At 45.1% G+C, this 23,637-nt stretch carries 20 protein-coding genes; 10 read left to right on the plus strand and 10 right to left on the minus strand.

Features of this window, described 5'->3' with window-relative positions; translation table 11 throughout:
* Nucleotides 1-114 precede the first annotated feature (114 nt).
* Both rpoD and EYS00_RS13685 read left to right on the plus strand, forming a co-directional pair.
* Nucleotides 115-1,944, plus strand: coding sequence for an RNA polymerase sigma factor RpoD (gene rpoD, locus EYS00_RS13680; protein WP_130637539.1), 1,830 nt, complete (start codon nucleotides 115-117; stop codon nucleotides 1,942-1,944).
* An 80-nt stretch (nucleotides 1,945-2,024) separates the two neighbouring features.
* Nucleotides 2,025-2,714, plus strand: coding sequence for a cupin domain-containing protein (locus tag EYS00_RS13685; protein ID WP_130637541.1), 690 nt, complete (start codon nucleotides 2,025-2,027; stop codon nucleotides 2,712-2,714).
* Between the two features lie 56 nt (nucleotides 2,715-2,770).
* Here EYS00_RS13685 and EYS00_RS13690 read toward each other — a convergent pair whose 3' ends face one another.
* The 5 genes from EYS00_RS13690 to EYS00_RS13710 form a co-directional block, all read right to left on the minus strand.
* Nucleotides 2,771-4,390, minus strand: a complete 1,620-nt coding sequence (locus EYS00_RS13690; protein WP_130637543.1) for a methyl-accepting chemotaxis protein — start codon at nucleotides 4,388-4,390, stop codon at nucleotides 2,771-2,773.
* Between the two features lie 151 nt (nucleotides 4,391-4,541).
* Nucleotides 4,542-5,723 (minus strand): topoisomerase IV, encoded by a 1,182-nt coding sequence (locus tag EYS00_RS13695; protein ID WP_130637545.1) that lies wholly within the window; start codon nucleotides 5,721-5,723, stop codon nucleotides 4,542-4,544.
* A gap of 35 nt (nucleotides 5,724-5,758) precedes the next feature.
* Nucleotides 5,759-6,163 (minus strand): phosphate ABC transporter substrate-binding protein, encoded by a 405-nt coding sequence (locus EYS00_RS13700; RefSeq protein WP_130637547.1) that lies wholly within the window; start codon nucleotides 6,161-6,163, stop codon nucleotides 5,759-5,761.
* A gap of 456 nt (nucleotides 6,164-6,619) precedes the next feature.
* On the minus strand, nucleotides 6,620-9,727 hold the full coding sequence (locus EYS00_RS13705; RefSeq protein WP_130637549.1) for an efflux RND transporter permease subunit: 3,108 nt from the start codon (nucleotides 9,725-9,727) through the stop codon (nucleotides 6,620-6,622).
* A 2-nt stretch (nucleotides 9,728-9,729) separates the two neighbouring features.
* Nucleotides 9,730-10,812 (minus strand): efflux RND transporter periplasmic adaptor subunit, encoded by a 1,083-nt coding sequence (locus EYS00_RS13710; protein WP_130637551.1) that lies wholly within the window; start codon nucleotides 10,810-10,812, stop codon nucleotides 9,730-9,732.
* 134 nt (nucleotides 10,813-10,946) lie between these two features.
* On the opposite strand from EYS00_RS13710, the gene EYS00_RS13715 reads away from it, so the two are divergent.
* The 3 genes from EYS00_RS13715 (at nucleotide 10,947) to EYS00_RS13725 (ending at nucleotide 13,496) form a co-directional block, all read left to right on the plus strand.
* Entirely contained in the window at nucleotides 10,947-11,459 is a 513-nt protein-coding gene (locus tag EYS00_RS13715) for an NUDIX hydrolase (protein ID WP_130637553.1), read from the plus strand.
* Nucleotides 11,460-11,527: 68 nt separating this feature from the next.
* A complete protein-coding gene (locus EYS00_RS13720; protein ID WP_130637555.1) occupies nucleotides 11,528-12,295 on the plus strand; it encodes a class II aldolase/adducin family protein in 768 nt (255 codons plus the stop codon).
* Nucleotides 12,296-12,308: 13 nt separating this feature from the next.
* Nucleotides 12,309-13,496: a mandelate racemase/muconate lactonizing enzyme family protein gene (locus tag EYS00_RS13725; protein WP_130637557.1), complete on the plus strand. Its 1,188-nt coding sequence runs from the start codon at nucleotides 12,309-12,311 to the stop codon at nucleotides 13,494-13,496.
* A gap of 30 nt (nucleotides 13,497-13,526) precedes the next feature.
* Here the strand turns inward: EYS00_RS13725 and EYS00_RS13730 are convergent, their stop codons facing one another.
* Complete coding sequence (locus tag EYS00_RS13730) at nucleotides 13,527-14,384, minus strand: amidohydrolase (RefSeq protein WP_130637559.1); 858 nt, start codon at nucleotides 14,382-14,384, stop codon at nucleotides 13,527-13,529.
* A 14-nt stretch (nucleotides 14,385-14,398) separates the two neighbouring features.
* A complete protein-coding gene (locus EYS00_RS13735; RefSeq protein WP_130637561.1) occupies nucleotides 14,399-15,148 on the minus strand; it encodes an SDR family NAD(P)-dependent oxidoreductase in 750 nt (249 codons plus the stop codon).
* Between the two features lie 229 nt (nucleotides 15,149-15,377).
* On the opposite strand from EYS00_RS13735, the gene EYS00_RS13740 reads away from it, so the two are divergent.
* Nucleotides 15,378-17,138, plus strand: coding sequence for an acyl-CoA dehydrogenase family protein (locus tag EYS00_RS13740; RefSeq protein ID WP_130637563.1), 1,761 nt, complete (start codon nucleotides 15,378-15,380; stop codon nucleotides 17,136-17,138).
* 58 nt (nucleotides 17,139-17,196) lie between these two features.
* Here the strand turns inward: EYS00_RS13740 and EYS00_RS13745 are convergent, their stop codons facing one another.
* Entirely contained in the window at nucleotides 17,197-17,715 is a 519-nt protein-coding gene (locus EYS00_RS13745) for a DUF3016 domain-containing protein (RefSeq protein WP_130637566.1), read from the minus strand.
* A gap of 268 nt (nucleotides 17,716-17,983) precedes the next feature.
* On the opposite strand from EYS00_RS13745, the gene ccoG reads away from it, so the two are divergent.
* The 4 genes from ccoG to EYS00_RS13765 all read left to right on the plus strand — a co-directional run bounded on the left by ccoG (nucleotide 17,984) and on the right by EYS00_RS13765 (nucleotide 21,786).
* The gene (gene ccoG / locus EYS00_RS13750; RefSeq protein ID WP_130637568.1) at nucleotides 17,984-19,417 is read left to right on the plus strand and encodes a cytochrome c oxidase accessory protein CcoG; all 1,434 of its coding nucleotides are present in this window, start codon (nucleotides 17,984-17,986) and stop codon (nucleotides 19,415-19,417) included.
* A complete protein-coding gene (locus EYS00_RS13755) occupies nucleotides 19,414-20,385 on the plus strand; it encodes a serine/threonine protein kinase (RefSeq protein ID WP_130637570.1) in 972 nt (323 codons plus the stop codon). The genes ccoG and EYS00_RS13755 overlap by 4 nt, the downstream gene beginning before the upstream one ends.
* Nucleotides 20,386-20,494: 109 nt before the next feature.
* Nucleotides 20,495-21,124 carry a thiol:disulfide interchange protein DsbA/DsbL gene (locus tag EYS00_RS13760; protein WP_130637572.1) on the plus strand — a complete coding sequence of 210 codons (630 nt, stop codon included), beginning with the start codon at nucleotides 20,495-20,497 and terminating at the stop codon, nucleotides 21,122-21,124.
* 71 nt (nucleotides 21,125-21,195) lie between these two features.
* Entirely contained in the window at nucleotides 21,196-21,786 is a 591-nt protein-coding gene (locus EYS00_RS13765) for an HD family hydrolase (protein WP_130637574.1), read from the plus strand.
* A 6-nt stretch (nucleotides 21,787-21,792) separates the two neighbouring features.
* On the opposite strand, the gene EYS00_RS13770 is transcribed toward EYS00_RS13765, so the two are convergent.
* Both EYS00_RS13770 and EYS00_RS13775 read right to left on the minus strand, forming a co-directional pair.
* The gene (locus EYS00_RS13770; RefSeq protein ID WP_130637576.1) at nucleotides 21,793-22,365 is read right to left on the minus strand and encodes a molybdenum cofactor guanylyltransferase; all 573 of its coding nucleotides are present in this window, start codon (nucleotides 22,363-22,365) and stop codon (nucleotides 21,793-21,795) included.
* 27 nt (nucleotides 22,366-22,392) lie between these two features.
* On the minus strand, nucleotides 22,393-23,601 hold the full coding sequence (locus EYS00_RS13775) for an alginate export family protein (protein ID WP_130637578.1): 1,209 nt from the start codon (nucleotides 23,599-23,601) through the stop codon (nucleotides 22,393-22,395).
* Nucleotides 23,602-23,637 lie beyond the last annotated feature (36 nt).

The raw sequence follows: 23,637 nt of genomic DNA on the forward strand, positions 1-23,637 counted from the left end.
AAGATACGTGACACCGAGCGCAAAAACGGCAAAGAAATTAGCATATCAATAGGCGCAACGCATGTGACCTGTTGGTTTATTGCAACCTATTAGAATGTGAGAAGTGTAGGGTATATGGCGCAAAGCAAGCAGTCTCAGATTAAACTCCTGATAGCAAAAGGTAAAGAGCAAGGTTACTTAACCTTTTCAGAAGTAAACGACCACCTGCCGCAAGACATAGTCGATTCTGATCAAATCGAAGATATTATCCGCATGATCAATGACATGGGAATTCAAGTAACTGAGTCAGCTCCTGATTCAGACGAACTTCTCATGGCAGAAGCTTCAGCTGATGAAGATGCCGCTGAAGCCGCAGCGCAAGCACTTGCGACGGTAGAAAGTGAAATCGGCAGAACTACGGACCCCGTACGCATGTACATGCGAGAGATGGGTACTGTGGAGCTATTGACTCGTGAAGGCGAAATCGAAATCGCCAAGCGTATCGAAGACGGTATCAATCAAGTACAGTGTTCAGTTGCGGAATATCCAGAAGCTATCACGTATTTGCTAGACCAATGGGACCTCTACGAAGCGGAAGAAATTCGCCTAAGCGATATCATATCTGGTTTTGTAGATCCTAATGAGGAACAAGATTTAGCACCAACGGCGACGCACGTTGGATCGGAATTGTCTGAAGAAGAATTGGAAGATGAAGATGATGATTCAGATGACGACGATGAAGATGAAGATACGGGTGTAGATCCTGAACTGGCTCGTGAAAAATTCGATGCGTTACGTGAGCAATATGCCAAAGCTCGTGCCGTTATCGAGAGCAAAGGCCGTTCACACGCGGATTCACGCAAAGAAATCGTTGCACTTAGCGACGTATTCAAAGAGTTCCGCTTAGTACCGAAGCAATTTGATCGCATGGTTAAAAACATGCGCCAAATGATGGACAAGGTACGAATTCAAGAACGTCTTGTGATGAAGTTCTGTGTGGTTAACGCCAAAATGCCTAAGAAAGACTTCATTAAGGCGTTTGCTGGTAATGAAACATCGAGCGAATGGTTAACAGCAGCGGTTGCTTCATCAGAACCTTACGCGTCAACACTTGCGGTTTTTCAGGAAGAAATTGAGCGCTGTATCAGCAAAATGAATGCTGTAGAGCAAGAAACTGGCTTGGTTATTCCTGACATCAAAGACATTAACCGCAGAATGTCTATCGGTGAAGCGAAAGCCCGCCGAGCTAAGAAAGAGATGGTTGAGGCGAACTTGCGTCTTGTTATTTCAATCGCGAAAAAGTACACCAACCGCGGTTTGCAGTTCTTGGATCTTATCCAAGAAGGTAACATCGGTCTGATGAAGGCGGTAGATAAGTTTGAATACCGTCGTGGTTACAAGTTCTCGACTTATGCAACTTGGTGGATCCGACAAGCTATCACTCGCTCTATTGCTGACCAAGCGCGTACTATCCGTATTCCGGTACACATGATAGAGACCATCAATAAGCTGAATCGTATTTCTCGCCAAATGCTTCAGGAAATGGGTCGTGAGCCGACGCCAGAGGAATTGTCAGAGCGCATGCTGATGCCTGAAGACAAAATACGTAAGGTGCTGAAAATCGCCAAAGAGCCTATCTCAATGGAGACGCCTATTGGTGATGATGAAGATTCGCATCTTGGTGACTTTATCGAGGACAGCACCATTATTCAGCCCCTCGATTCAGCCACTGGCGGCAGCTTGAAAGACGCTACACAAGAAGTACTTGCTGGCCTAACCGCTCGTGAAGCGAAAGTACTTCGTATGCGCTTTGGTATCGATATGAACACTGACCATACGCTTGAAGAAGTGGGTAAGCAGTTTGACGTTACTCGTGAGCGTATCCGTCAGATTGAAGCTAAGGCATTACGTAAGCTACGTCACCCTAGCCGCTCAGAGCAATTACGGAGCTTCTTAGACGAGTAAATATTCAAAAGTTGTCTATACTTTAAAAAGTCCCCTGCTTGCAGGGGATTTTTTTTCCTTCAATAAATGAGTGGACACGTATGAGATACAACGCCGATTTTAACGAAGCAGTGATTATAAAACCCGATGACTACGAGTGGCGTCAATCGCCTATGATCGGGGTTGAGCGCATGTTTCTTGATAGAATTGGTGATGAAGTCGCTCGAGCCACTAGCATTGTTAGGTACGCACCAAACAGTGAGTTTCCATCACATCAGCATGATGGGGGCGAAGAAATACTCGTTTTGGACGGAGTTTTCGCCGATGAGCATGGGGAGTATCCCTCAGGATATTATTTAAGAAACCCGATAGGTACAGCACACCGTCCTAGAGTGGGAGCGTCGGGCGCACTCCTTTTTGTCAAACTCCACCAGTTTGCAAAAGACGATACTCTGCAGTTAGCCGTCAACACTAATGGGGCGAAATGGCGATTCCTTGCTGATGGACTCTCAAATATGCTCCTACACTCTTATGAGAGTGAGTGCGTAGATTTACTCAGATTCAGTGAACTCACTACTTTAGCCCAACAAGCTTTCGTCGGCGGCGTAGAGTATTTTGTAATGGAAGGCGGTATTACCGTTAACGATGAGTTTTGTACCAAAGGAAGCTGGATAAGGCTACCTCACAACTTCACTCATAGTCTGCGTAGTGAGGAAGAGACTGCAACACTCTTACGAAAGCGCGGACACCTTAACACTGACGTTAAAGCTATCAATAGCAGTTGGGCGTGAGATAATAAGAAGAAAGCACAGATTGAGGCCCTCCCTCAATCTGTGCTTTTTAATGATCAGACTCTAAACTGTTTAGCAATAGATTCTAGGTGCTGAGCCAAGTCCGCAAGCTCATTACACATACTACCAAGCTCACCAGAGCGGCTAGATGTTTGTTCTGTACGTTGATGAATTTCATCAACGTGCTTAACAATATCCAATGCAACCAGTCGCTGTTCTTCCGTGTTGTGCGCAATTTGTTCGTTCATCTGATTGATACTATCAATCGTAGTGGTGATGGTCTCAAGGCTTACACCTGCCTCATTGGCAGTCTCAACACTCTTACTCGCCTGCTCTGTACCTTTAGACATAACTGCCACAGCAGACTGTGCTGCGCTTTGTAGTTGCTCAATTGTATTTTGAATTTCCTCTGTGGACTGCTGAGTACGAGACGCGAGGGTCCTAACTTCGTCTGCAACCACGGCAAAGCCTCTACCTTGTTCTCCGGCACGAGCGGCCTCAATGGCAGCGTTAAGTGCTAACAAGTTAGTTTGCTCCGCAATACCTTTAATAACGTCCAATACAGAGCCCACCTTGTTAGAATCGGCTTCGAGGCGTCCTAGTACCTCTGCCGTTTCCTCAACATTGTCAGCCAATTGTTGAATACTGGATACCGTTTGTTGAACAATTCTACGTCCGTCTGACGCCGAACCCGTTGCCTCTCCTGCATCTTTAGCAGCCTGCGCTGCACTATGGGCAACACCGTCAACTGAGCCACTCATTGTATCTACGGCGTGTTTTGCATCTTTCGCAGAGCGCTGTTGTACGTCAATGGTTCGTTGGGTCTCTTCAGTTAACCCTCTGAGATTTTGCGCCAAGTTAGACAGCGGTATACTCGCCTCGACTACGTCTTTAACAACACCTTGAAGTTTCTCCATAAACTGGTTGAACCAATGGACAAGGTCACCAATTTCGTCTTTGCTTTCGGTTTTGATTCGAACGGTGAGGTCACCATCTTCCTGTGCAATATCCTTTAACGAACGCACCACGTCGTCGATACTCAACTTTATACCGCGAACAATAGGAACCGCCGTCGCGAACATCAGCAAGGTGACAACAATCGTTACTATCACACCCATACTAATAAGTCTGGTATTGGCACTGTCGGTATCTTCAAAGGCTAATTTAAACGCTGCTTCTTGACGGTCTCTAAATGCGGTCATGGCTGCTAAAGAATCGTCATAGGAGCTGTTCATTCGAGATGACAGTGTACCGAGTTGACTGTAATCAGCTGTACCATCAATCATAGAACCAGAAACGGAATAAGCAGTCTCAAAATAATCACCAAAATCCTTCGAGATCTTATTAATATCGCTTCTAAAATCCGGGCTAATGCTACTAATGTTATTTAAGTTGTCGTCTAATGATTGTGCAATATCTTTAGCGAGCTCTAGCGTATCTAAATCACCTGTAGTTACCGCACTACTCAAGGTATCCTTTGTCTTTTCCATATCCACAAGTGCAGATGCGGAAAGCTGCAACGCCGGGAACTGAACGTCTCTCGCTCGCTCTAGCATGCTTCCGCTATTTAGCGCAGTCACCACAGTTATCAGCAAGTAGCCGACAAAACTCAATATAGCGATACCCGGTATCAGAAATATCTTAGTTGCGATTGGCATTGTTTTTAATAGATTCATATGCACGCTCACCAGTACGTCATTCTGTGTTTGAATCGGCTATTACATTAACACCGACTTCAATTTATCTTATTAGTGTTATCTTTACCGCTCTAAAAACCTTTAGCTTTTTTGTGCAGCCATTTGAATGACTGCACATTTTTCAGTCTAGTTAGAAAGTGTAGTTAACGCCAACACGAAGCAGAGTTGCATCTTCACTGCTGTTTAAATCGTCGCTGTACCAACTCACGTCTGTTTTCACTGCAAAGCCAGGCTCAACGTCATATCTCACACCCACTGTCACAGTGGTAGTTTCGTACTTTTGACCAGCGATAACACCTTGTGCACCAATGTAGAGTGCGGCCCAGGTAGCATCAGTCACAGGGTCACCTGTAGAAATGGATGGCGGAAGCATGTTTATTGCTGCTTGGTTGTCAGAGATTTCTGACTCATCTACTTCGTAAGTGATGTGTGGAGTAAATTTACCTAAACGCATACCCGCTGTGACGTACCAAGAATCATTTGGCGAAATAACAGCGTCATCAACCTTGGTGTGAGTAAACTCTGCGCCGACAAACCAGTCGTACTTATCCACATCAAGGGCGATTTCGACGAAAGTACCCGTGTCGTCTTCTGCGTTTAATGAATCAGCAACCCCAGGCGCTGTTGGAATAATAGGCGCAAACCGGCGTAGGCCATCCAAAAACTCTGTGAACTCTGGGTTTACCGCTGTCACCGTCCCTCTGGCATACAATGCTCGAGCGCTAAACCAGTCTCTCGTGATATCGGTAGACAAAGAGACGACATTTTTGATTTCTAATGCCGCTGGCTCACCACCAATGGTGGTATCCGCTTGGATTTTACCCGTGGTGAACTGAACATTGTATTCCCAGTCTCCAGAGTAATTGGAATAGTCCACACGAACACCGTCAATGTTATTGAAGTCAACGCCATACACTGAATTTGGTGGCGTAATCCAATGGTAAGAATAACCAATATCCAATGATGCAGAATATTTGAACAGTGGCATACGCAAACGGCCTGCACTGATATTGGTAGTATCAGACAGGTTGTAAGTCATATAGGCCCACTCAAAATCAGCGTCGTAGTCTTCGCTTCCACGACCCACTAACTGGGCGGTAGCTGACAACTTATCGCTCACATCTGCACGTACTTGAAGACCGAATACACTGGCAGGGTCAAAAGAGAAATCATCGTCGTAACCATACAATGATTCGCCGTCATCTAGTGTCATTCCGCCGATAAGGTTTGCGAAACCATTAATTTGTACTTCAGCCATTGCAGGCGTAACAAATAGTCCGGCCATAGATAGAAGAGCAAGTTTATTTTTCATGCTAGTTCCTTAGAAATTGTTACTTAACGGTAGAATTAAAATGTGGCAACAACGCGCACACTGTCATCTACAGCACTGGCGTCTACATAACCAATGGCGTTGGGATTTGAGGCAACTTCTGCAAGAATTTCTGCAGTGCTATCAAAGCTTTTAGGCGGTTGTCCCTTTCCAGTGAATACAAGCTTCGACCAAAATGCAGTTAGCTGTGCAGCCGTTTTCTTTAACACGGCGCTATTGAACTCGTCGGTCTCAGCGGTTCCCTCTGCAAGGGAGAATGGCACTGCACGTTCTCCTCCGGGGAAAGACTTTGCTTTGTTCAAAAAAATACGGCTAATTGTGTTGGTATCAAGCGTGTCTGCATTGCTTGGATGTACAACAACAGCGACATCCGCCATTGCCATACCGCTACACAAACTCACTGCGAGTAACCATTTTTTCATTGTGTGTCCTCTTGTCATCACAGGATGAAATAACTTGCTTGAAATGTGCGAATCAACGACAACCAACCTAGGTCCCAAGTAATTAACTGATGTGTTGATCCTGTAGCATAAGTAATAGCAGAGATTACATATTTCGCTATGTAGATCAGAAAATTAAGTTAAATTACTGAGTGTTAATTGGTCGTACCAGATATAAGTCGAGGAGTTTATAGTGCAAAAAGTAATAGACAATTAGACTTTTTGTGTAGTTTGGCATTCTTATGCATACCTAATGCTATGAGAAAAATAACGATACACACGAAGAAAAGAACGATAAGGCACTGATTCAACTGAACAATAAAAAACAATCAGTGACTACCAGCTGAATGGAAAGATATAAAAAAACATACTTATATCATTAGCAAAGTGCGCCATGTTACGCCAGGTTAGGCTCGCATAGCGCACTCGTAAGAGAGCTTATTCCTCGCCTTTCCTGTATGGAATTTGTGCCTCAAGAGTTTCAATTTCTTGGGTACGTTTAAGTGGAGAGCCTGTGTTTTGAGCCATCCAATAATAGGCAGTTGGCACAACATACAAGGTCATAAACGCAGAGACCAAAACTCCAGTAAAAATAACCATACCGATGACCATTCTACTCTCTGCACCAGGGCCCGATGCGACAACCAGTGGCAAAGAACTAAACACGGTAGTGAAGCCAGTCATGACGATAGGCCTTAAACGCTGCGTCGACGCCTTTTTCAAGGCTTCTTCAAATGCCATTCCGGCATCCCGCAACTGATTAGCAAACTCGACAATTAGTATGCCGTTTTTAGCCGCTAAGCCAATGAGCATAACCAAGCCGATTTGGCTGTATATGTTGATAGTCATGTTACTGAAGTACAAACCTATGAAGGCACCGACAAGGGCCAAAGGTACGGTAAGCATGATCACCAATGGGTGCACCCAGCTTTCAAATTGCGCCGCAAGAATAAGATAAGTCACCGCTAACGCCAGCATAAATACATAAACAAATGAATTACCAGCTTCTTGATAAAGCTGTGACTCACCTTTGTAGTCTATGGAAACACCGTCTGGTAATTCAGTACGCACTACGTCTTGCAGGAAGGTGAGCGCTTCACCAAGAGTGTAACCGTCTGCCAAGTTTGCCGTAATGGTAATCGAACGCATGCGGTTGTATCGATTCAACTGCGCAGACGTAGCTTGCTCTTTAAAGGTGAGCAAGTTGTCCATTGGAATTAACTCGCCGGTGCGTGTTGAACGAACGTAAAGGTTTTCAATGCTATTGGGGCTACGATAGTCTTCCTCTATTCCCTCAACGATAACATCGTACTCTTCACCGCGGTCTAGAAAGGTAGAAACACGTCGCTGCCCTAGCATTACTTCTAAAGTTCGACCAATATCACTGATCGATACCCCTAGGTCCGCCGCTCTGTCTCTATCAATATTAATTAATAGCTGAGGTGATGTTGCTTTGTAGTCAGAATCTAAGCGCACTAGATTAGGGTTTTCCGCTGCTTTTTGCATTACAACATCTCGCCAAGCGACGAGGTTCTCATAGGTATCACCTTGCAATACAAATTGGACAGGTCGACCAAAACCACCACCTGAGATTCCGCTTCTCATGATGGCAAACGCACGGACATCCGGTACAGAATTCAGTTTTCCACTGATTTCTGCCATCAACTCAAAACTGGTGAAATCTCTATCATCCCAATCAGCAACACCCACAATAGCAATACCTGCATTACCGCCGAAGCCAGGTGTACGGACGAGTAGACGCTTTAATTTGCCGCTCTCTCGGTATGGCATAAGCACATCTTCGATTGCTTTGAGGTTGCGCGCATTACTCTCAAAGCTTGCCCCCTCCTGTGCATTCATCAGGATAAAGAAGTTTCCGCGGTCTTCACGAGGTACAAATTCGCTAGGTATCTCTTTAGACAACTGGTAAACCGCAGCCATAGATAGTACCAGCAGCAGCACCATAAGGATGGGTTGATGCACCGTCTTACCTAAACTTGTGAAGTAGCGTTTTTCCACACCTTTGAACGCAGTGTCTACCCAGCTTCCAAACCCAGAAGTACGGTTGCGCTTTTTTAGAATCTTAGAGGCCATCATGGGAGATAACGTCAGTGCAGTGAAGCTCGAAAAAGCCACTGCCGCAGCAATCGCCAAGGCAAATTCCGTAAACAATCGACCGATATTGCCTTCCAAAAAGACGAGCGGTACAAATACAGATATGAGCACTAACGTTGTTGCGATAACCGCAAAACCAACTTCTTTTGCACCGCGATAAGACGCCAGAATGGGTGGCTCGCCCATTTCGATTCTGCGATAAATGTTTTCAAGTACAACGATAGCGTCGTCAACAACGAGTCCGATTGCCAATACAAGCGCTAAAAGCGTTAACAAGTTGATAGAAAAGTCCAACCCATACATCACTATGAAAGCAGCAACCAGAGAAACAGGCACCGTCACAGCTGGAATGAAAGTCGCTCGAACGTTACCAAGGAATACATAGATAACGATGACCACCATCAACATCGCTATCGCTAGGGTTTCATAAACTTCATTGATCGATGCTTCGATAAATACTGATGAATCATAACTGGCAACAATAAAGATATTGTCTGGTAGTGTGCTTTCAATACGCTTGATTTGTTCACGAGCAGAACGAGCTACATCAAGTGTGTTGGCTTTGGATTGCTTGATGATTCCCAAGCCCACCATGTTTACGCCGTCGCCACGAAACTCTGTTTCATCGTCTTCAGCGGTAAGTTCAACGCGAGCTATCTCACCAAGACGGACAAGATAACCGTCACTGCCTACCGCCACGGTAAGTGCGGCAAAGTCGTCTGGCGTTAAAAAGCTTCTTGCCACTCGGACTTCGAAGTTTCTGTCGACGGACTCAACCTCACCTGCTGGTAGCTCTACATTTTCCGCACGAATCACATTTTCAACGTCGGCTACCGTAATCCCGCGTGCTGCCATTGCGTTGCGGTCTAAAAACACCTTCATGGCATAACGACGACCACCACCGATTTGAATACGTGCGACGCCATCGACCACAGATAACCGATCAACAACAAATCGTTCTGCGTAGTCGGTGAGCTCCATCACATTTAAATTGGTGCTTCGAAGGTTGTACCAAATAATGGCATTTTCGTCTGAGTTAGCTTTTGATACCTCTGGGGGATCAGCCTGATCTGGTAAATTATTCAATGCCCGGCTAACACGCTCACGCACGTCATTAGCAGCGGCGTCTATGTCACGCTCTAAATTAAACTCGATGGTTATGTCGGACCGCCCGTTTCTCGACGTAGAGGTAATGTTTTTAATGCCTTCGATGCCGGAAATTCTATCCTCGAGTATTTGTGTAATTCGAGTTTCTACAATGTTTGCAGAGGCACCATCATAGGTGGTGTTAACCGATACTATAGGTGGATCAATATCGGGATATTCACGCAATGACAGCATAGACACTGCCACCACGCCAAAAATAATCAGTAGGGAGTTGATTACCGTGGCAAAGACTGGGCGTTTAACTGATATATCAGATAACAACATAATTATTCCCCGCCTAGCGCTTGGGCATCATCTTGTACACGACTTAGTACGCGAACCTTTGATTGGTCTTGCACCCGTAGCGTACCGTCTACCACGACTTCCTCACCTTCGGTAAGACCCGAAACCACTTGTACAAACCCAGGTCTTCGCTCACCTAATAACACTTCACGCTGTGAAACTGTGTCGTTTTCTACCACATAAACATACTGCTTATCTTGAACAGGAACCAAGGCTCTTTCAGGCACAATCAGGGTATTAAGTACGCGTTTCTCGACAACAATAGTCATCAGCATACCTGGGCGCAGTTTTGCTTCGCTATTATCTATGATGGCACGAACAGATATCGAACGGCTTACTGGGTCAAGTCGTGTGTCGATGTTTGAGATAGTGCCTTCGAAAACCACACCGGGATACGCCACTGAGGAAGCTGATACACGCTGACCATTTGACAAGCTTGCCAGTTGATTTTCTGACACACTAAAGTCGACCTTAACAACACTAATGTCGTCCAACGTTGTAATGGCATCAGCAGGGCGCACCAGAGCACCTTTACTGATTTGACGTACACCTAAATATCCCGCAAACGGTGCTTTAACATTAAGGTCGTCCAACTGTGCTTTTGCCACATCAAGCTGTGCTTCTAGTGCTTTAACTCTTGCTTGCTGCTCATCAAGTAGTTGTTCCGATGCTGCACTTGACTGACGCAAGTCAACAACACGACTGTATTGACGTTTGGCTTCTTTGATATTAGCCTCAAGCTCCGCAATACGTGCAAGTTCTTCTCTGTTGTTCAGCTCGACTAAGACCTGACCCGCAACTACTTTGTCACCATCTTCAAAATTGACCGCTTGTACGGTCTCGGTGACCTGTGCGGTTATGGTAACGGATTCGTTGGCTACCGCAGTGCCCAACGCTTCAATAGTAACAGGAAAGGACTTCATAGATACTATGCTAGTCTTAACAGGAGTTTGTCTATTGCCCGGCCCTCTTTGCTCATTTTCACTTGGCAAATTCAGATACACCACCACAGCGGCTAAAAGTACAACGCCAATAAACAAAGGCGAAAGTGAAAATCGTGAAGACATAAGACTTTCCTGTTGGTTATGAGGCAGCTCGTGATAGAGTACCCAAAGTGGTGCTAGATGTTTCCATGTAGTTGTATTACACGGAAAACTTTAGTGTAGTAAGTTATTTCAAAGTATGTATTTTACCGAATCAAATGAAAACCGCTTTTCGCTCATCAGCTATTTTGGTTGTTTTAACGCTTTTGGGCTGCTCCGAGGGTACGCCGTCTGCACCCGCGTGCCGCACTACCGATGAAAAAACACATACAGAACAACAAGCTGCTTGCGTAATAAAAACTGAGTATTCCGTGCTCATGATACGTCATAGGTTGTCTGGAAGGTTAGATTTTCCCGGAGGCGGCACTCAAGAGGGAGAATCCTTGGCATGCACAGCACACAGAGAAACCTGGGAAGAAACAGGGTTAAATGTTCTGGTAAGAGACAAAGTTGCTGTTACCAAGAACGGACTGGCACTCTTCGCCTGTGATGAAAACGCTGATTTAGATAAGCTTCCAACCGAATTTTCCGCGCCACATTGGTCAGCTATTGAGGTTATTCAGTTGGAAAAAGTAAAGCCCTTTGAGCTGGATCACGACCACTTACGCTATCCCGATGATTTAATACCACTCAGAGACGCCTACGTCGCTCACGGCGCTACGACCCAATAGCCGCCCAATAGTTGTGAGTTACTTTAGGCTTTGTTACCGTGACGACAATATAATTCAGGAGAACGATAGTGTTTACACTCCCGTCCTTAAATTTAAAAGGTAAAGTGTCTGAACAAGAATGGAAAGTTCGTGTAGACCTTGCCGCCTGTTACCGATTAGTCGCCGATATGCGTTGGGGTGACCTAATTTATACCCATATTTCTGCCAAGGTACCTGACAGCGACCACTATTTGGTTAACGCTTTTGGACTAGGCTTTGACGAAGTCACCGCTTCAAATCTGGTGAAAGTCGATCTCGACGGCAATATTCTTGATGATACGCCGCACAAAATTAATCCAGCAGGCTTCACCATACACAGTGCTATTCACGAAGTGCGGGAAGACGCCCACTGTGTCATTCATTTACATACCCTTGCCACCATTGCCGTGGCATCGGTAGAAGGTGGGCTCAAGCCTTGGAGCCAGTATTCTCTCTTTTCCCTTCCCTCGTTGTCGTATCACAGTTATGAAGGATTGGCCGTTGATGAAGGTGAAAAACTCAGGCTGCAACAAGATCTCGGTTCAACCAATCATATGTTGTTGCCTAATCACGGTGGACTCACCATCGGGGAAACTGTGGGAGACGCCTTCATGCGCTTTTACGATTTACAGCGCGCCTGTGAAATTCAAATGGCACTCATGCGCACCAATGAAAATGTGATTGAGATCCCCCAACCCATTATCGACGGTATATATCAGCAAGCTAAAGTTGTACACAGCGGAGAAACTGGTGGCCAAAAGGCGTGGCCAGCCATGCTAAGAAAAGCGTACAAACTCGACCCAACATTTTGTGAATAGGTAATCCACAACGATGAAAGTAACCAAAGTAGAAATTTTTGATATTCAATGCCCTGACCGCCCCATGTGGAATCCTGTATTTGTGCGCGTATATACGGACGAGGGAATAACAGGCGTTGGTGAGGCAGGCCTCGCCTATGATTGGGGTCACAGCGCCGCCGCTCACATGATCAAAGAAATTGCCGAAGCCGTACTCATCGGCTTTAATCCATTTCACACCGAAAAGCTTTGGTCAAAAATGTTGCGCGAAGGCTTTTGGGGTCTAGGTGGCGGGCCAGTTATTTATGCAGCGATGAGCGCCATAGACACTGCACTTTGGGATATCAAAGGCAAAGCACTGGGCCTTCCTGTGTACGAGTTACTTGGCGGTAAAACTAACGGAAAGCTCCGTTGTTACGCCAGTCAGTTACAGTTTGACTGGGACAAAGAAGTTAATCGCCTTAACGACCCAGCAGACTATGCTCGCGCCACTGAAAAAGCCCTTAAAGAAGGTTATGACGCGGTTAAAGTTGACCCGATTGTTTACGATAAAGACGGTAACACCCACTTTGATCGCACCAAGCTATTCACGAAGCCTGAGTTGAAGTTGTTCAAAGCAAGACTTCAAGCAATTCGCGATACCATGGGCGAAGACGGCGACATCATTTTCGAATGCCACAGCTTATTGGGCGCGACAACCGCTATTCAGCTAGGCGATATTGTTGAGGAAATTGGCTGCCTATATTACGAAGAGCCAGTAAATTACTTAAACTCTAAACTTCACGACAAAGTGGCGAAGAACGTTAATGTGCCCATTGCTGGCGGCGAGCGCTTGTATCACCGTTGGGATGTTCGTCCTTACTTAGAAGACCAATCTCTTGACGTACTTCAACCAGATGTGGGTTTGTGTGGTGGATTTACCGAAGCCAAAAAAGTATGTGATTACGCCGATGTCTACGACGTCAGGATTCAAGCGCACGTGTGTGGTGGCCCAGTAGCAACTGCGGCAAGCTTACACCTAGAAACAGCGATCCCTAACTTCTTGATACACGAGCATCATACTTATGCCATCAAACACTGGAACCGCGAACTCTGTATTCAAGATCCTCAACCGGTCAATGGGTTTATCGAAGCGCCAGATACGCCAGGGATTGGTATCGAACTCAATGACGAAGTGGTTTACCGTTCGCCATACATGACTGTGACCGAACTCAACAACTAGCTATCGAAAACCTTAAAGGTAAGTAATTAATTACTTACCTTTAAGGTCATACCAGTTAATTGCATTGTGCTGCATGAGTGCCTGTTTGTGTTCCGGCACTACCCTAACTAGCAAAGCCTCATATCCTTGCCAAAGACTGCCATAGGGCATGCGCCACTGACACAGCGGGAAATTGCTCGCCATCATTATTCTCTCGTGTGAGATAGCTGCCATGGTGATTTCTAAGATTTCACGCACTTGAGACCATGCCCATTGCCTGTCCTGCATCTCCCAACCAGATAGTTTTACCGCTACATTTTCTGACCGTGACAACTCCAGCAAATTGCGTTTCCACCGACGTGAAGGTTCGAAAAGAGAAGGAAAGCCGCCGTGGTTTAACGTAACTTTCAACGATGGTGTTTTCTCTAACACACTCAACAACGCTTTTGCACTGGCATCATCCGCTAGATTAAGTTGAGCTTCAAACATTAACCCTACTGAGGCAAGATGTTTTAGCGTATGCAGCGCCTTTGGGTGTCGTAATATATCAACCGCATCATCGTCTAATATATGCCTACCCCCCACTACTGATGGCATATGTGCGAGTGTTTCTATGTGGCTCAGTGCATTGTTGCCAAGCAGATCAATAGTCGCTATGGCTCGAAACGGCAGGCGGCTGGTTTGCTGCAAATAGTCAATTTCTCGCCATGGACGCTCGTTATCAAACCCAGCCTCAATATGGACATACGCCACCGGCACACTATTAGTACTAGTTAACAACGCAGCTTCCGTAGTCTCTTTGGCTATAACTGATTTATCTGGCCAGAACGGAGGATTGGTTGGCTTCAACCATCCGTATTGGCCTTGTTGCAGGGCAAAAAAATGTAGGTGTGGGTCAACAAAGTTCATCGTCAGTACTGATATTATTGCGCCGTGTAACCGCCATCAACCGCATGTAAGCTTCCAGTAATAAACTTGGCTTGCTCACTGCACAAAAAATACGTCATTGCTGCCACGTCTTCAGGTTGACCGAGTCTTCCAATGGGTTGTAAATCAGCCTCTTCTTTTACAACATCAGCTTTATTAGCGCCAGATGCCGCGACATACTTGTTTATTGCATTGTGAAACAATGGCGTTTCAATGGTACCTGCACAAACTGCATTTACGCGAATCTGGTACTGAGCATAATCCAGCGCCGTAGTTTTAGCGATTGAGGCAATTGCAGCTTTTGTTAATCCGTAAGCAAATGAGTTTCTCTTGCCCACAAAACACTGATCTGAGCCCATCACTACGATTGCCCCGCTCTGTTGTGCTTTCATTTGCGGCAATGTGGCCTTGATAGCAGCGTATGCGCCTTTGATATTAAGGTTTATCATGTCGTCCAATTGAGACTCAGATGTCTGTTCAATAGTGGCCGACAAATGCTTGCCTGCATTGCACACTAATGCATCTATCCTCTCAGTACCCTTAACAATGAGCGCTACACTTGTTGAGACCTGTTCCACGTTACTCACGTCGCACGCTAACCAATTTACGTTATTCAGAACACGTTGAGGTTCACAAATATCAAGGTTGAACACATCATAGCCATTTTCACTAAACTGCTCACACACGGCTAAACCGATACCCATACTTCCACCGGTAACAATACAAACAGGGCGACTACTCTTCATTATTCATCTCAACATTTATCTCAACATTTATCTCAAAACAAGTGGCTACATTAGCTCTTACCATGACTCTTAACGTTTATTGTAACCTTTGCATAGGTAACAGAAAGGAAAATCACTCCCAGTTATTCATAATATTTCATTAACTTTTTGTCGTGGACTACTCTGTTAGTACAAATTGTGTCTATAATGTCGGCAAATTAAAACACTTGTTTGAAAAAAGGAGTCATCTATGCCAATGACTTATGCCCCTACCGCTGATTTTCAGTTTTTACTAAAAGACTGGTTAGGCCTTGATGCACACTATGCATCTCTAGGTATCGGCGACTTTGATAGTGAATTAGCCAACGAAATCGTTGCTCAGGGTGCAAAATTTGCCCTTGACGTTGTAGCGCCACTGAATCGCGAGGGCGATGAAGAGGGTTGTAAGCTTGAAGACGGTAAAGTGACAACGCCTAAGGGCTTTGCTGAAGCTTACCAAGAATATGTAGAAAACGGTTGGAACGCCATGCTAGGCAGTGCCGACTACGATGGACAAGATTTGCCTTACACTATGGCAGTACCCGTGCACGAAATGCTAAACGCAGCAAACTTAAGCTGGCGTTTAACAACTATGCTTACCGAGAGTGCAATCTTAGCTGTCACCAAGCACGCCAGTGACGACATTAAGTCTACTTACCTTGCAAAACTGATCAGTGGTGAATGGACAGGCACAATGAATCTCACTGAGCCGCATGCAGGTACTGACCTTAGTCTATTGAGCACAAAAGCTGAACCAAAGGGTGACGGCAGTTACAGTATTACAGGCAACAAGATCTTTATCACTGCGGGAGACCAAGACTGGTCGAGCAACGTTATTCATCTTGTTTTAGCTCGCTTGCCCGATGCTCCCAAAGGTGTAAAGGGCATTAGTTTGTTTGTAGTGCCTAAATTTATTCCTGATGCTAACAATGAGCCAGGTGAAGCGAATGCGCTGTCTGTGGGCAGTATTGAGCACAAAATGGGTATCAAAGCGAGCCCGACATGTGTCATGAACTTCGACGGTGCAACAGGCTGGTTGGTGGGTGGCGAAAACCAAGGACTAGCATGCATGTTCACTATGATGAATGATGCTCGCTTCCAGGTTGGTCTACAAGGCTTAGGGGCAGCTGAAGCTTCCTATCAAGGCGCACTGACTTACGCTAGAGAGCGTTTACAATCTCGTGCACCCCAAGGTATTCAAAATCCTGATGGCAAAGCAGACCCTATCGTATTCCAACCTGACGTAGCACGTATGCTACTGACACAGAAGTCTCAAATAGAGGGCTGCCGTGCTCTGTCTTTGCTTTACGCCAAGTATATGGATATAGAAAAACTGGGTACTGAGGAAGAAAAAGTCCATGCAGACCTCGTATTACAATTCTTAACACCTGTATGTAAAGCCTACATGACTGATATGGGTTTAGAGACAACTAATATTGGTGTTCAGGTATTTGGTGGTCATGGCTTTATTAGAGAATGGGGTATGGAGCAACACGTTCGTGACGTGCGCATTACTATGCTCTATGAGGGTACCAACGGGATCCAAGCACTAGATTTGATTGGTCGTAAACTCACTCGCGATGGCGGAAAAATGCTCGCAGCAACCTACAGCGCGTTCAACGATTTAGTGAATAACATCAAGGACGAGAGCGCTAAGGCGAGTGCACAAGCGTTATTGGATGAATGGCAAGCAACGTCAAACGAATGTTTGGGCATGGATCCAACGACAGCTGCCACGGCGGCTTGCGATTATTTAGCCTATACAGCGTATTCTCTCGTCGGTGTATTGTGGTACAGCATGGCTAACAGCGCAAAGCAGTGTGAAAATACAGCAATTGCCTCTGCTAAAGAGAAAACCAAGAACTTCTACGTTGATCGTATTCTAGTGCGAAAAGAGTCGCATAAAGCAGCACTATTTGCTGGGACTGATAGCACGCTTTCTATTGCGGAAAGCGAGTTTGATTATCAGTAAATAGAAACGAGAGACTATTGTGAAAAAGAGCCTAACATCTAGTTAGGCTCTTTTATGATCAATCAAACGCCTCATCAAACCATTCTTTGATCATATGCTTTTCGTAGGCCAACGAATCGCCCTGTCGCCTTGTTGTGCTTCCCATCAAAAAGCCCATATCTTTCAGCTTCACTTCTTGACCAGCAATAGTTTGTCCGTCTGCATCCAACAACGAATAAGTAAATTCCATGCGAGGAATATCTATATCTTGTATCAATCTAACATCATTGCCAGCCGGTCCCATACCGACAAAAGATGCAGGCCAGACTTCGCCGGCCAAATCAAGGTTGGTAACAGTAATATTTAAAGAGTGCGTCTCAGGCAATGCCACCGCCAACTCCTCAAAATAGGCCTCTAACTGCTTAAAAGTTTGCTCTCTGAAAGAAGATCGAGACTGATTGACCGGCCTTACATCACGGTAATCTTCAGGCGACTCCCAGGTAACTGTGACTTGGGCCGCAGTGACCGTTTGAGGTAAAAATCCTACAACTAAAAGACTACTCACACTTAGTGATATTTGTACAAAACGCTTTAACATGATTGTCTCCTATTCCCATCTCGATGATTCAAACGCACTTAACTACCGAATAGACCACTTTTATTGATGATAATTCAATCGAACTGTTGCGCGTCAATCATACAAAATGAGTATAGAACTGCTTCATATCAACTCTCAAGAAAATAAAGAGTGATGGGCTGACTAACTGCACGCTATACTATTGTTGATCTACATTAAATTTCAAACATTAGAAAAAGATTATACTTCATCCCGCCCAAGTTAATCGTGTATTCAGAAAGGTAGTCTCATGAATGATCAAATACCGGTGAAAAATGTAACGCCGGTGAAGGTACACAAACCAAAATCAGCGGAACAAGGAAAACGTCGAAGTGCACGCAGCCGCATATATGTGCGAGCAGTTCAAGGCCCCTTAGAAACATTCCGTCGCTTCTTCGGTTTATTCTTTATCGTATTGTTTGCTGGTATTCCATGGATTCAATACGACGGTCATCAAGCAATATTGCTCGACATCGTCAACCAACGATTTACTATTTTTCACTTAACACTGTGGCCACAAGATCTCACAGTTCTGGCGTACATTTTTATCGTTTCAGCATTTGCACTTTTCTTTGTCACCACGTTTGCTGGGCGTGTATGGTGCGGTTTTATGTGTCCGCAAACCACGTGGGTTTACATGTACAACTTGGTTGAGGAAAAAATTGAAGGGCCGCGAAACAAACGAATGAAGTTGGACGGTCGCCCGATGGATGCTGACAAATTCATTCGCAAGTTCTTAAAGCATTCTATTTGGATAATCATAGCGACTTTAACGGCACTATCATTTGTCGGCTATTTCACGCCTATCGGCAGCCTGTTTGTCGACTTCTTTACCTTTAATACAAGTTTTTGGGCGACCTTCTCCGTGCTATTTTTCGCGGGTTGTACATACGGCAATGCAGGTTATATGCGCGAGATCATGTGTACTCACATTTGTCCTTATGCTCGCTTTCAGTCGGCTATGTTTGACAAGGACACCTTTACGGTGTCTTACGATGCCAAACGCGGTGAATCGAGAGGCCCTAGGCCCCGTAAGCTCTCTCATGAACAAGTCAAGGAAAAGGGCTTAGGTGATTGTATTGATTGCAACCTTTGTGTGCAGGTTTGTCCTACGGGTATAGATATTAGAAATGGGCTTCAGTATGAATGCATCAATTGCGGTGCCTGTGTTGATGCATGTAATGGGGTGATGGATAAAATGTCTTACCCTAAAGGACTTATTAGCTTTACCTCTGAAGAAAGACTAGAAGGCGGTACCACTCATATTGTACGACCAAAGCTTGTCGGATACTTCGTCGTGCTGCTTGTTATGATGGGACTGTTGATTGCGAACATTGCTACGCGCGTTCCGTTAGAGGTTGATATTATTCGCGACAGAAATTCACTGTACCGTGAGACCAACACAGGTGACATTGAAAACGTTTATACCATCAAAGTCTTGAACAAATCTCAAAGCACTAATACATACGTGATTACCGTATCGGGCCTTGCTGACCACAGTTTCATTGGAGATTCAGTAGTTACTGTTGAAGGTGGTAATTTGTCCACGACGCCTATTTCAGTTGCAACCTCTCCTGATAATCTGGAAGATAGTGTCACTGACATAGCGTTTACTGTGACAACAACGACTGAAAATGGCGAGGTCATTACAGTGAGCGAATCAACCAAATTTCTCTATAAATGACAGATTTTTCCTTTTCAGGATTGAGTCCTGACTCTATATTAGATGCCCTTGAATCCAAGGGCATCTATCCTCAAAGTGGCCTCCTTGCCCTCAATAGCTACGAAAACCGCGTTTATCAGTTTATCGATGATGACAACCAACGGTTGGTCGTCAAGTTTTATCGACCAGCACGCTGGAGTAACGAACAAATACAAGAAGAGCATGACTTTTCTCACGAGCTTGCCAGTACTGAGATACCCGTAGTGGCGCCTAAGCGAATTGACGGCGAGACGTTACACACCGCCAATGGTTACCGATTTACCGTATTTCCCTCTGTAGGTGGGCGACAATTCGAGAATGATAACTTAGACCAACTAGAGTGGATGGGAAGGTTCATCGGACGCATCCACAGCGTTTCTAAGGCATCCCCTTTCAAATACAGACCGAGCATAACCATTGACAGTTACCTTGATGAACCACGTCAGGAACTCGCCTCAAGTGAATTACTTCCCGACCATTTAAAGACTGCATTTTTTGCCATTCTCGACCCAGTGATAAACGAGACAAAGCAGCGTTACCACGCTGATAATATCATTCGATTGCACGGTGACTGCCACCCCGGAAATATCTTGTGGCGAGATGGTCCCAGCTTTGTCGATTTGGACGACAGTCGAATGGGCCCCGCGGTACAGGATTTATGGATGATGCTCAGTGGTGACAGACAACAACAGCTTTTACAGCTGGACACATTGGTTGAAGCCTATGAAGAATTCTGCGAGTTCGATAGCAAAGAGTTAGTGCTCATAGAGCCATTGCGTGCCATGCGTATGATTCATTATATGGCTTGGCTCTCTCGTCGATGGAGTGATCCTGCTTTCCCTAGGGCTTTTCCGTGGTTTGCGGAGGATAAATATTGGGAAGGACAAATTCTCGCACTCAAAGAGCAAATGGCTGCGCTGCAAGAGCCACCTTTAAAGTTAGGTATGTAAAATCTTCATTCATTGGATTTTTTCGCTCACTTATCGAGTTGACTAGTGCGGCTGTTGTGGCTGTGGTAATCTCAAACTAGCAAAAATAATCCTAAGGAATGCATTCACAATGAAAAAATTTGCAGTACTGATTGCAATGGCGCTTCTTTTTCCACTGACCGCATGTGCACAAGCACCCGGTTCTAAATGGCAGGAAGGAACGCATTATGTCGTTTTAGACGAAGAACCCACTGAATCGCCAGTGATTAGAGAGTACTTTTCATTCTGGTGTGGGCATTGCTATCGCTTTGAATCTATCGTAGAACAGATTAAAGCCCGCAAGAGCGCTAACACGGCTTTTGAAAAAGTACATGTTAACTTCATGCGTGTTGGTGGCCCAGAACTACAAGATGCAGCAACAAAAGCTATGTTCGTCGCTCGTCAGATGGGACAAGAAGAGGCAATTAATGCTGCTATCTTTAATTATATTCACGTACAAAGAGCGACCATCACAGGTATCAACGACCTTAGAAATATTTTTATTGCCAAGGGCCTAGACGGACAGAAGTTCGACTCAGTGGCTGGAAGCTTTGGTATTCACCGCGCGATGAAAGGCAATCAGGACAAGATTGATGCTTACCGCAGCTATCTCACTGGTGTACCTAATTTCATTATCAACGGTAGATATCAACCAACTTTTACCCGCGATATGACAGCTGATGATATGATCGAATTGATTCTCTGGTTATCTCAGCAATAGACATTTAAAAGTATTTGAAAGGCGGGTGGTAACCTTGGTTGCTGCCCGCTTTTTGTTTTAAGGAGTAACAAATGTCATTTTCTCCCAGTGATTTTTCAGCCTTCATTTCAGAGCTTGACCACCTCAAACGCGTTAAACGTCAAATACGTTTGCCCTTTGATGACAATAGAAAAGAGAACTCAGCAGAGCACAGTTGGCATGTTGCGCTAACAGCCTCAACCTTGGCACGCTTCGCTCACGAGCCCATCGATATATCGAGAGTCATTCAAATGATATTACTTCACGATATTGTCGAAATAGACGCTGGCGACTTATTCGCTTTCGATACCAGTAACCAGCATGAAGAGCAGGCTAGAAAAGAGTTAGACGCAGCAAAGCGCATATTTGGCTTACTTCCCACTGATATTGGTTCACGTTACCTCGCGCTATGGATAGAGTTCGAAGAGGCAAACACTCCAGACGCTCAATTCGCCAAATCCATGGATAGGATCTTACCCGTATTTCAGAATATGCGATCAGAGGGAGGTAGTTGGCGCGCTCACGGTATTACTCGTATTCAAATCGAAAAACGCAATGTGCTACTAAAAACATCTGCACCGAAACTTTGGGACTATTTACAAGAGCAGTTAACCTACGCACAAACCCAAGGTTGGCTTAGCTGAGGCACATTACCTCTTCAATTGCTTCCATTCGGTTGGCGAGTTAACGTTAAAGAATGACGTCTCGCCCTCCACAGGCGGTTCGATTTGTTCTGCATTCAACAAGCTAAGTAACCGCCTGATTGAAGGCCCCTTACTAATAGATAATAAGTTCTCAAGCACAGGCATGTGTTTAAAAGGGTGATAGAGCACAAAGGGAAATGGCTGATCCTCATAATAACAACTGGTCTTGCGGGTTAGTGCGTTGTTGAGTAAATCTCGAAGCATGTGTTCAGCCAGCAATGGCATATCGACGGGTAACACAATGAATGATGATAAAGTAGGAACACTAGTGCGAAGTGTTGATAGCGCTGAGGCAGTAGCGAATGCAGGCCCCTGAAACGCCTTAGTATCTTGAATATCATGACTGGCGCCACCCACAGAGAAAACCTCTGTTACACCGGCGTTTACCACAATACTTTTAGCATGGTGTAAAAGCGAATGGCCCTTATAAACCAAACTCGCTTTATCTGACCCCATGCGGCGGGATTCCCCACCGCATAGAATCAAAGCATAAATCGCGGGTTTATCACTGTGGTTCATAACAAACCTAAACCCGCTATCAGTTTCTTAGAAGCGTGTTGATGCCCAGATCCAAAGCTTGTCTGTATCAACTTTAACGTCTTCTGAAGAGAAGGTACCGTACTTAGCTGCAAGAGTGAATTTACCCACTTTCTTAGTGTACTGAACATTGATTTCGCTACCTAGGTCATCAACGGTATCAGATGCTTCGTCCGCACTGAAGTCATGGTAAGCAACCAACCACTTACCGCCGCCTAGCATACCAGACAGAGAGAAGGTGGTGTCAACAAGACCCTGTGCAGGAGTACCTAACCATTGGTCAGTCCAACCATTGAATTTGTGAAGTGTTGCTAGCGGAGTTGCAAAACCGTACATTCCGTCATCAGAACCAAGTACTTCGTAGTCAATTTTTGCCGTAATTCCAGAAATAGTTGCCGCAAAGTTAGCATTCAAATAGCTCGCGTCGTATTCAGTTGCGCCAGACTCACTAGTTTGCGTTGCATACTCTGCACCGTATGCAAATTTAACTGAGTCAGTAGACGCTTTACCGGCGTACTCAATACCGTAGGTATCAAGAGCATTGTCCGTGTCATTATCTACTTCTAGTAAATAAGCATATGCGGTGAATTTACCCAAACCAGTCTTTAAGCTTGCATTCAATAGGTGATCTTTTGAATCTAAATCGCCTGCTTCTGCGAAAATGCGATTACGTTGGTTAACGTATGCGTAGAAAACAGATAGATCTTCAGTTACCGAAACCTTTGCTGAGATACCATCAAAGGTTTGACGGTCTTGACGCCAACCTACGTGACCAACAAAACGGTGATCATCTAATGCAATTACCTGGCGACCCGCTTTAACTGTCCAGCTATCGTTTTTGTACTGAAGAAACGCTTGGTCTACCTCAGTCACTTCGGGATCTGCAATTACAGAATATTCGCCTACTTGGTAACCTGTTGGGCCTACAGAATAGTCGCCTTGACCCAGAACAATACGGCTGTCTTCTGCCTCAGCTACGAATGAAAAGCCATTCAAAGTACCCGTTTGAAATCCAATGCGTGTTCTAAGGGTAAGAGAGCTTGCATCGTTTAGCGCGTTATCTTGCTCTACACCTTCATAACGAAGGTTAAGATCTGCCCAACCCTTTGAATCACTTAGTATTTCATGCCACTTTGATTCTGCATGTGCTGGTGCCGCTAAGCCCGCAACAACTGCTACTGATAATGCTGCATACGTAAAAGTCTTCAATGATTTCATGTGTGTTCCTTAATATTTTTGCCGAGTGTTCCCCTC

The organism is Alteromonas sp. KUL49 (assembly GCF_006538345.1).
Taxonomy (GTDB): domain Bacteria; phylum Pseudomonadota; class Gammaproteobacteria; order Enterobacterales; family Alteromonadaceae; genus Alteromonas.

Excerpts from the sequence above, each read along its gene's own strand:
- rpoD (WP_130637539.1), top strand. The coding sequence starts at position 115 with ATGGCGCAAAGCAAGCAGTCTCAGATTAAACTCCTGATAGCAAAAGGT.
- EYS00_RS13685 (WP_130637541.1), top strand. The coding sequence starts at position 2,025 with ATGAGATACAACGCCGATTTTAACGAAGCAGTGATTATAAAACCCGAT.
- EYS00_RS13690 (WP_130637543.1), bottom strand. The coding sequence starts at position 4,390 with ATGAATCTATTAAAAACAATGCCAATCGCAACTAAGATATTTCTGATA.
- EYS00_RS13695 (WP_130637545.1), bottom strand. The coding sequence starts at position 5,723 with ATGAAAAATAAACTTGCTCTTCTATCTATGGCCGGACTATTTGTTACG.
- EYS00_RS13700 (WP_130637547.1), bottom strand. The coding sequence starts at position 6,163 with ATGAAAAAATGGTTACTCGCAGTGAGTTTGTGTAGCGGTATGGCAATG.
- EYS00_RS13705 (WP_130637549.1), bottom strand. The coding sequence starts at position 9,727 with ATGTTGTTATCTGATATATCAGTTAAACGCCCAGTCTTTGCCACGGTA.
- EYS00_RS13710 (WP_130637551.1), bottom strand. The coding sequence starts at position 10,812 with ATGTCTTCACGATTTTCACTTTCGCCTTTGTTTATTGGCGTTGTACTT.
- EYS00_RS13715 (WP_130637553.1), top strand. The coding sequence starts at position 10,947 with ATGAAAACCGCTTTTCGCTCATCAGCTATTTTGGTTGTTTTAACGCTT.
- EYS00_RS13725 (WP_130637557.1), top strand. The coding sequence starts at position 12,309 with ATGAAAGTAACCAAAGTAGAAATTTTTGATATTCAATGCCCTGACCGC.
- EYS00_RS13730 (WP_130637559.1), bottom strand. The coding sequence starts at position 14,384 with ATGAACTTTGTTGACCCACACCTACATTTTTTTGCCCTGCAACAAGGC.
- EYS00_RS13735 (WP_130637561.1), bottom strand. The coding sequence starts at position 15,148 with ATGAAGAGTAGTCGCCCTGTTTGTATTGTTACCGGTGGAAGTATGGGT.
- EYS00_RS13740 (WP_130637563.1), top strand. The coding sequence starts at position 15,378 with ATGCCAATGACTTATGCCCCTACCGCTGATTTTCAGTTTTTACTAAAA.
- EYS00_RS13745 (WP_130637566.1), bottom strand. The coding sequence starts at position 17,715 with ATGTTAAAGCGTTTTGTACAAATATCACTAAGTGTGAGTAGTCTTTTA.
- ccoG (WP_130637568.1), top strand. The coding sequence starts at position 17,984 with ATGAATGATCAAATACCGGTGAAAAATGTAACGCCGGTGAAGGTACAC.
- EYS00_RS13755 (WP_130637570.1), top strand. The coding sequence starts at position 19,414 with ATGACAGATTTTTCCTTTTCAGGATTGAGTCCTGACTCTATATTAGAT.
- EYS00_RS13760 (WP_130637572.1), top strand. The coding sequence starts at position 20,495 with ATGAAAAAATTTGCAGTACTGATTGCAATGGCGCTTCTTTTTCCACTG.
- EYS00_RS13765 (WP_130637574.1), top strand. The coding sequence starts at position 21,196 with ATGTCATTTTCTCCCAGTGATTTTTCAGCCTTCATTTCAGAGCTTGAC.
- EYS00_RS13770 (WP_130637576.1), bottom strand. The coding sequence starts at position 22,365 with ATGAACCACAGTGATAAACCCGCGATTTATGCTTTGATTCTATGCGGT.
- EYS00_RS13775 (WP_130637578.1), bottom strand. The coding sequence starts at position 23,601 with ATGAAATCATTGAAGACTTTTACGTATGCAGCATTATCAGTAGCAGTT.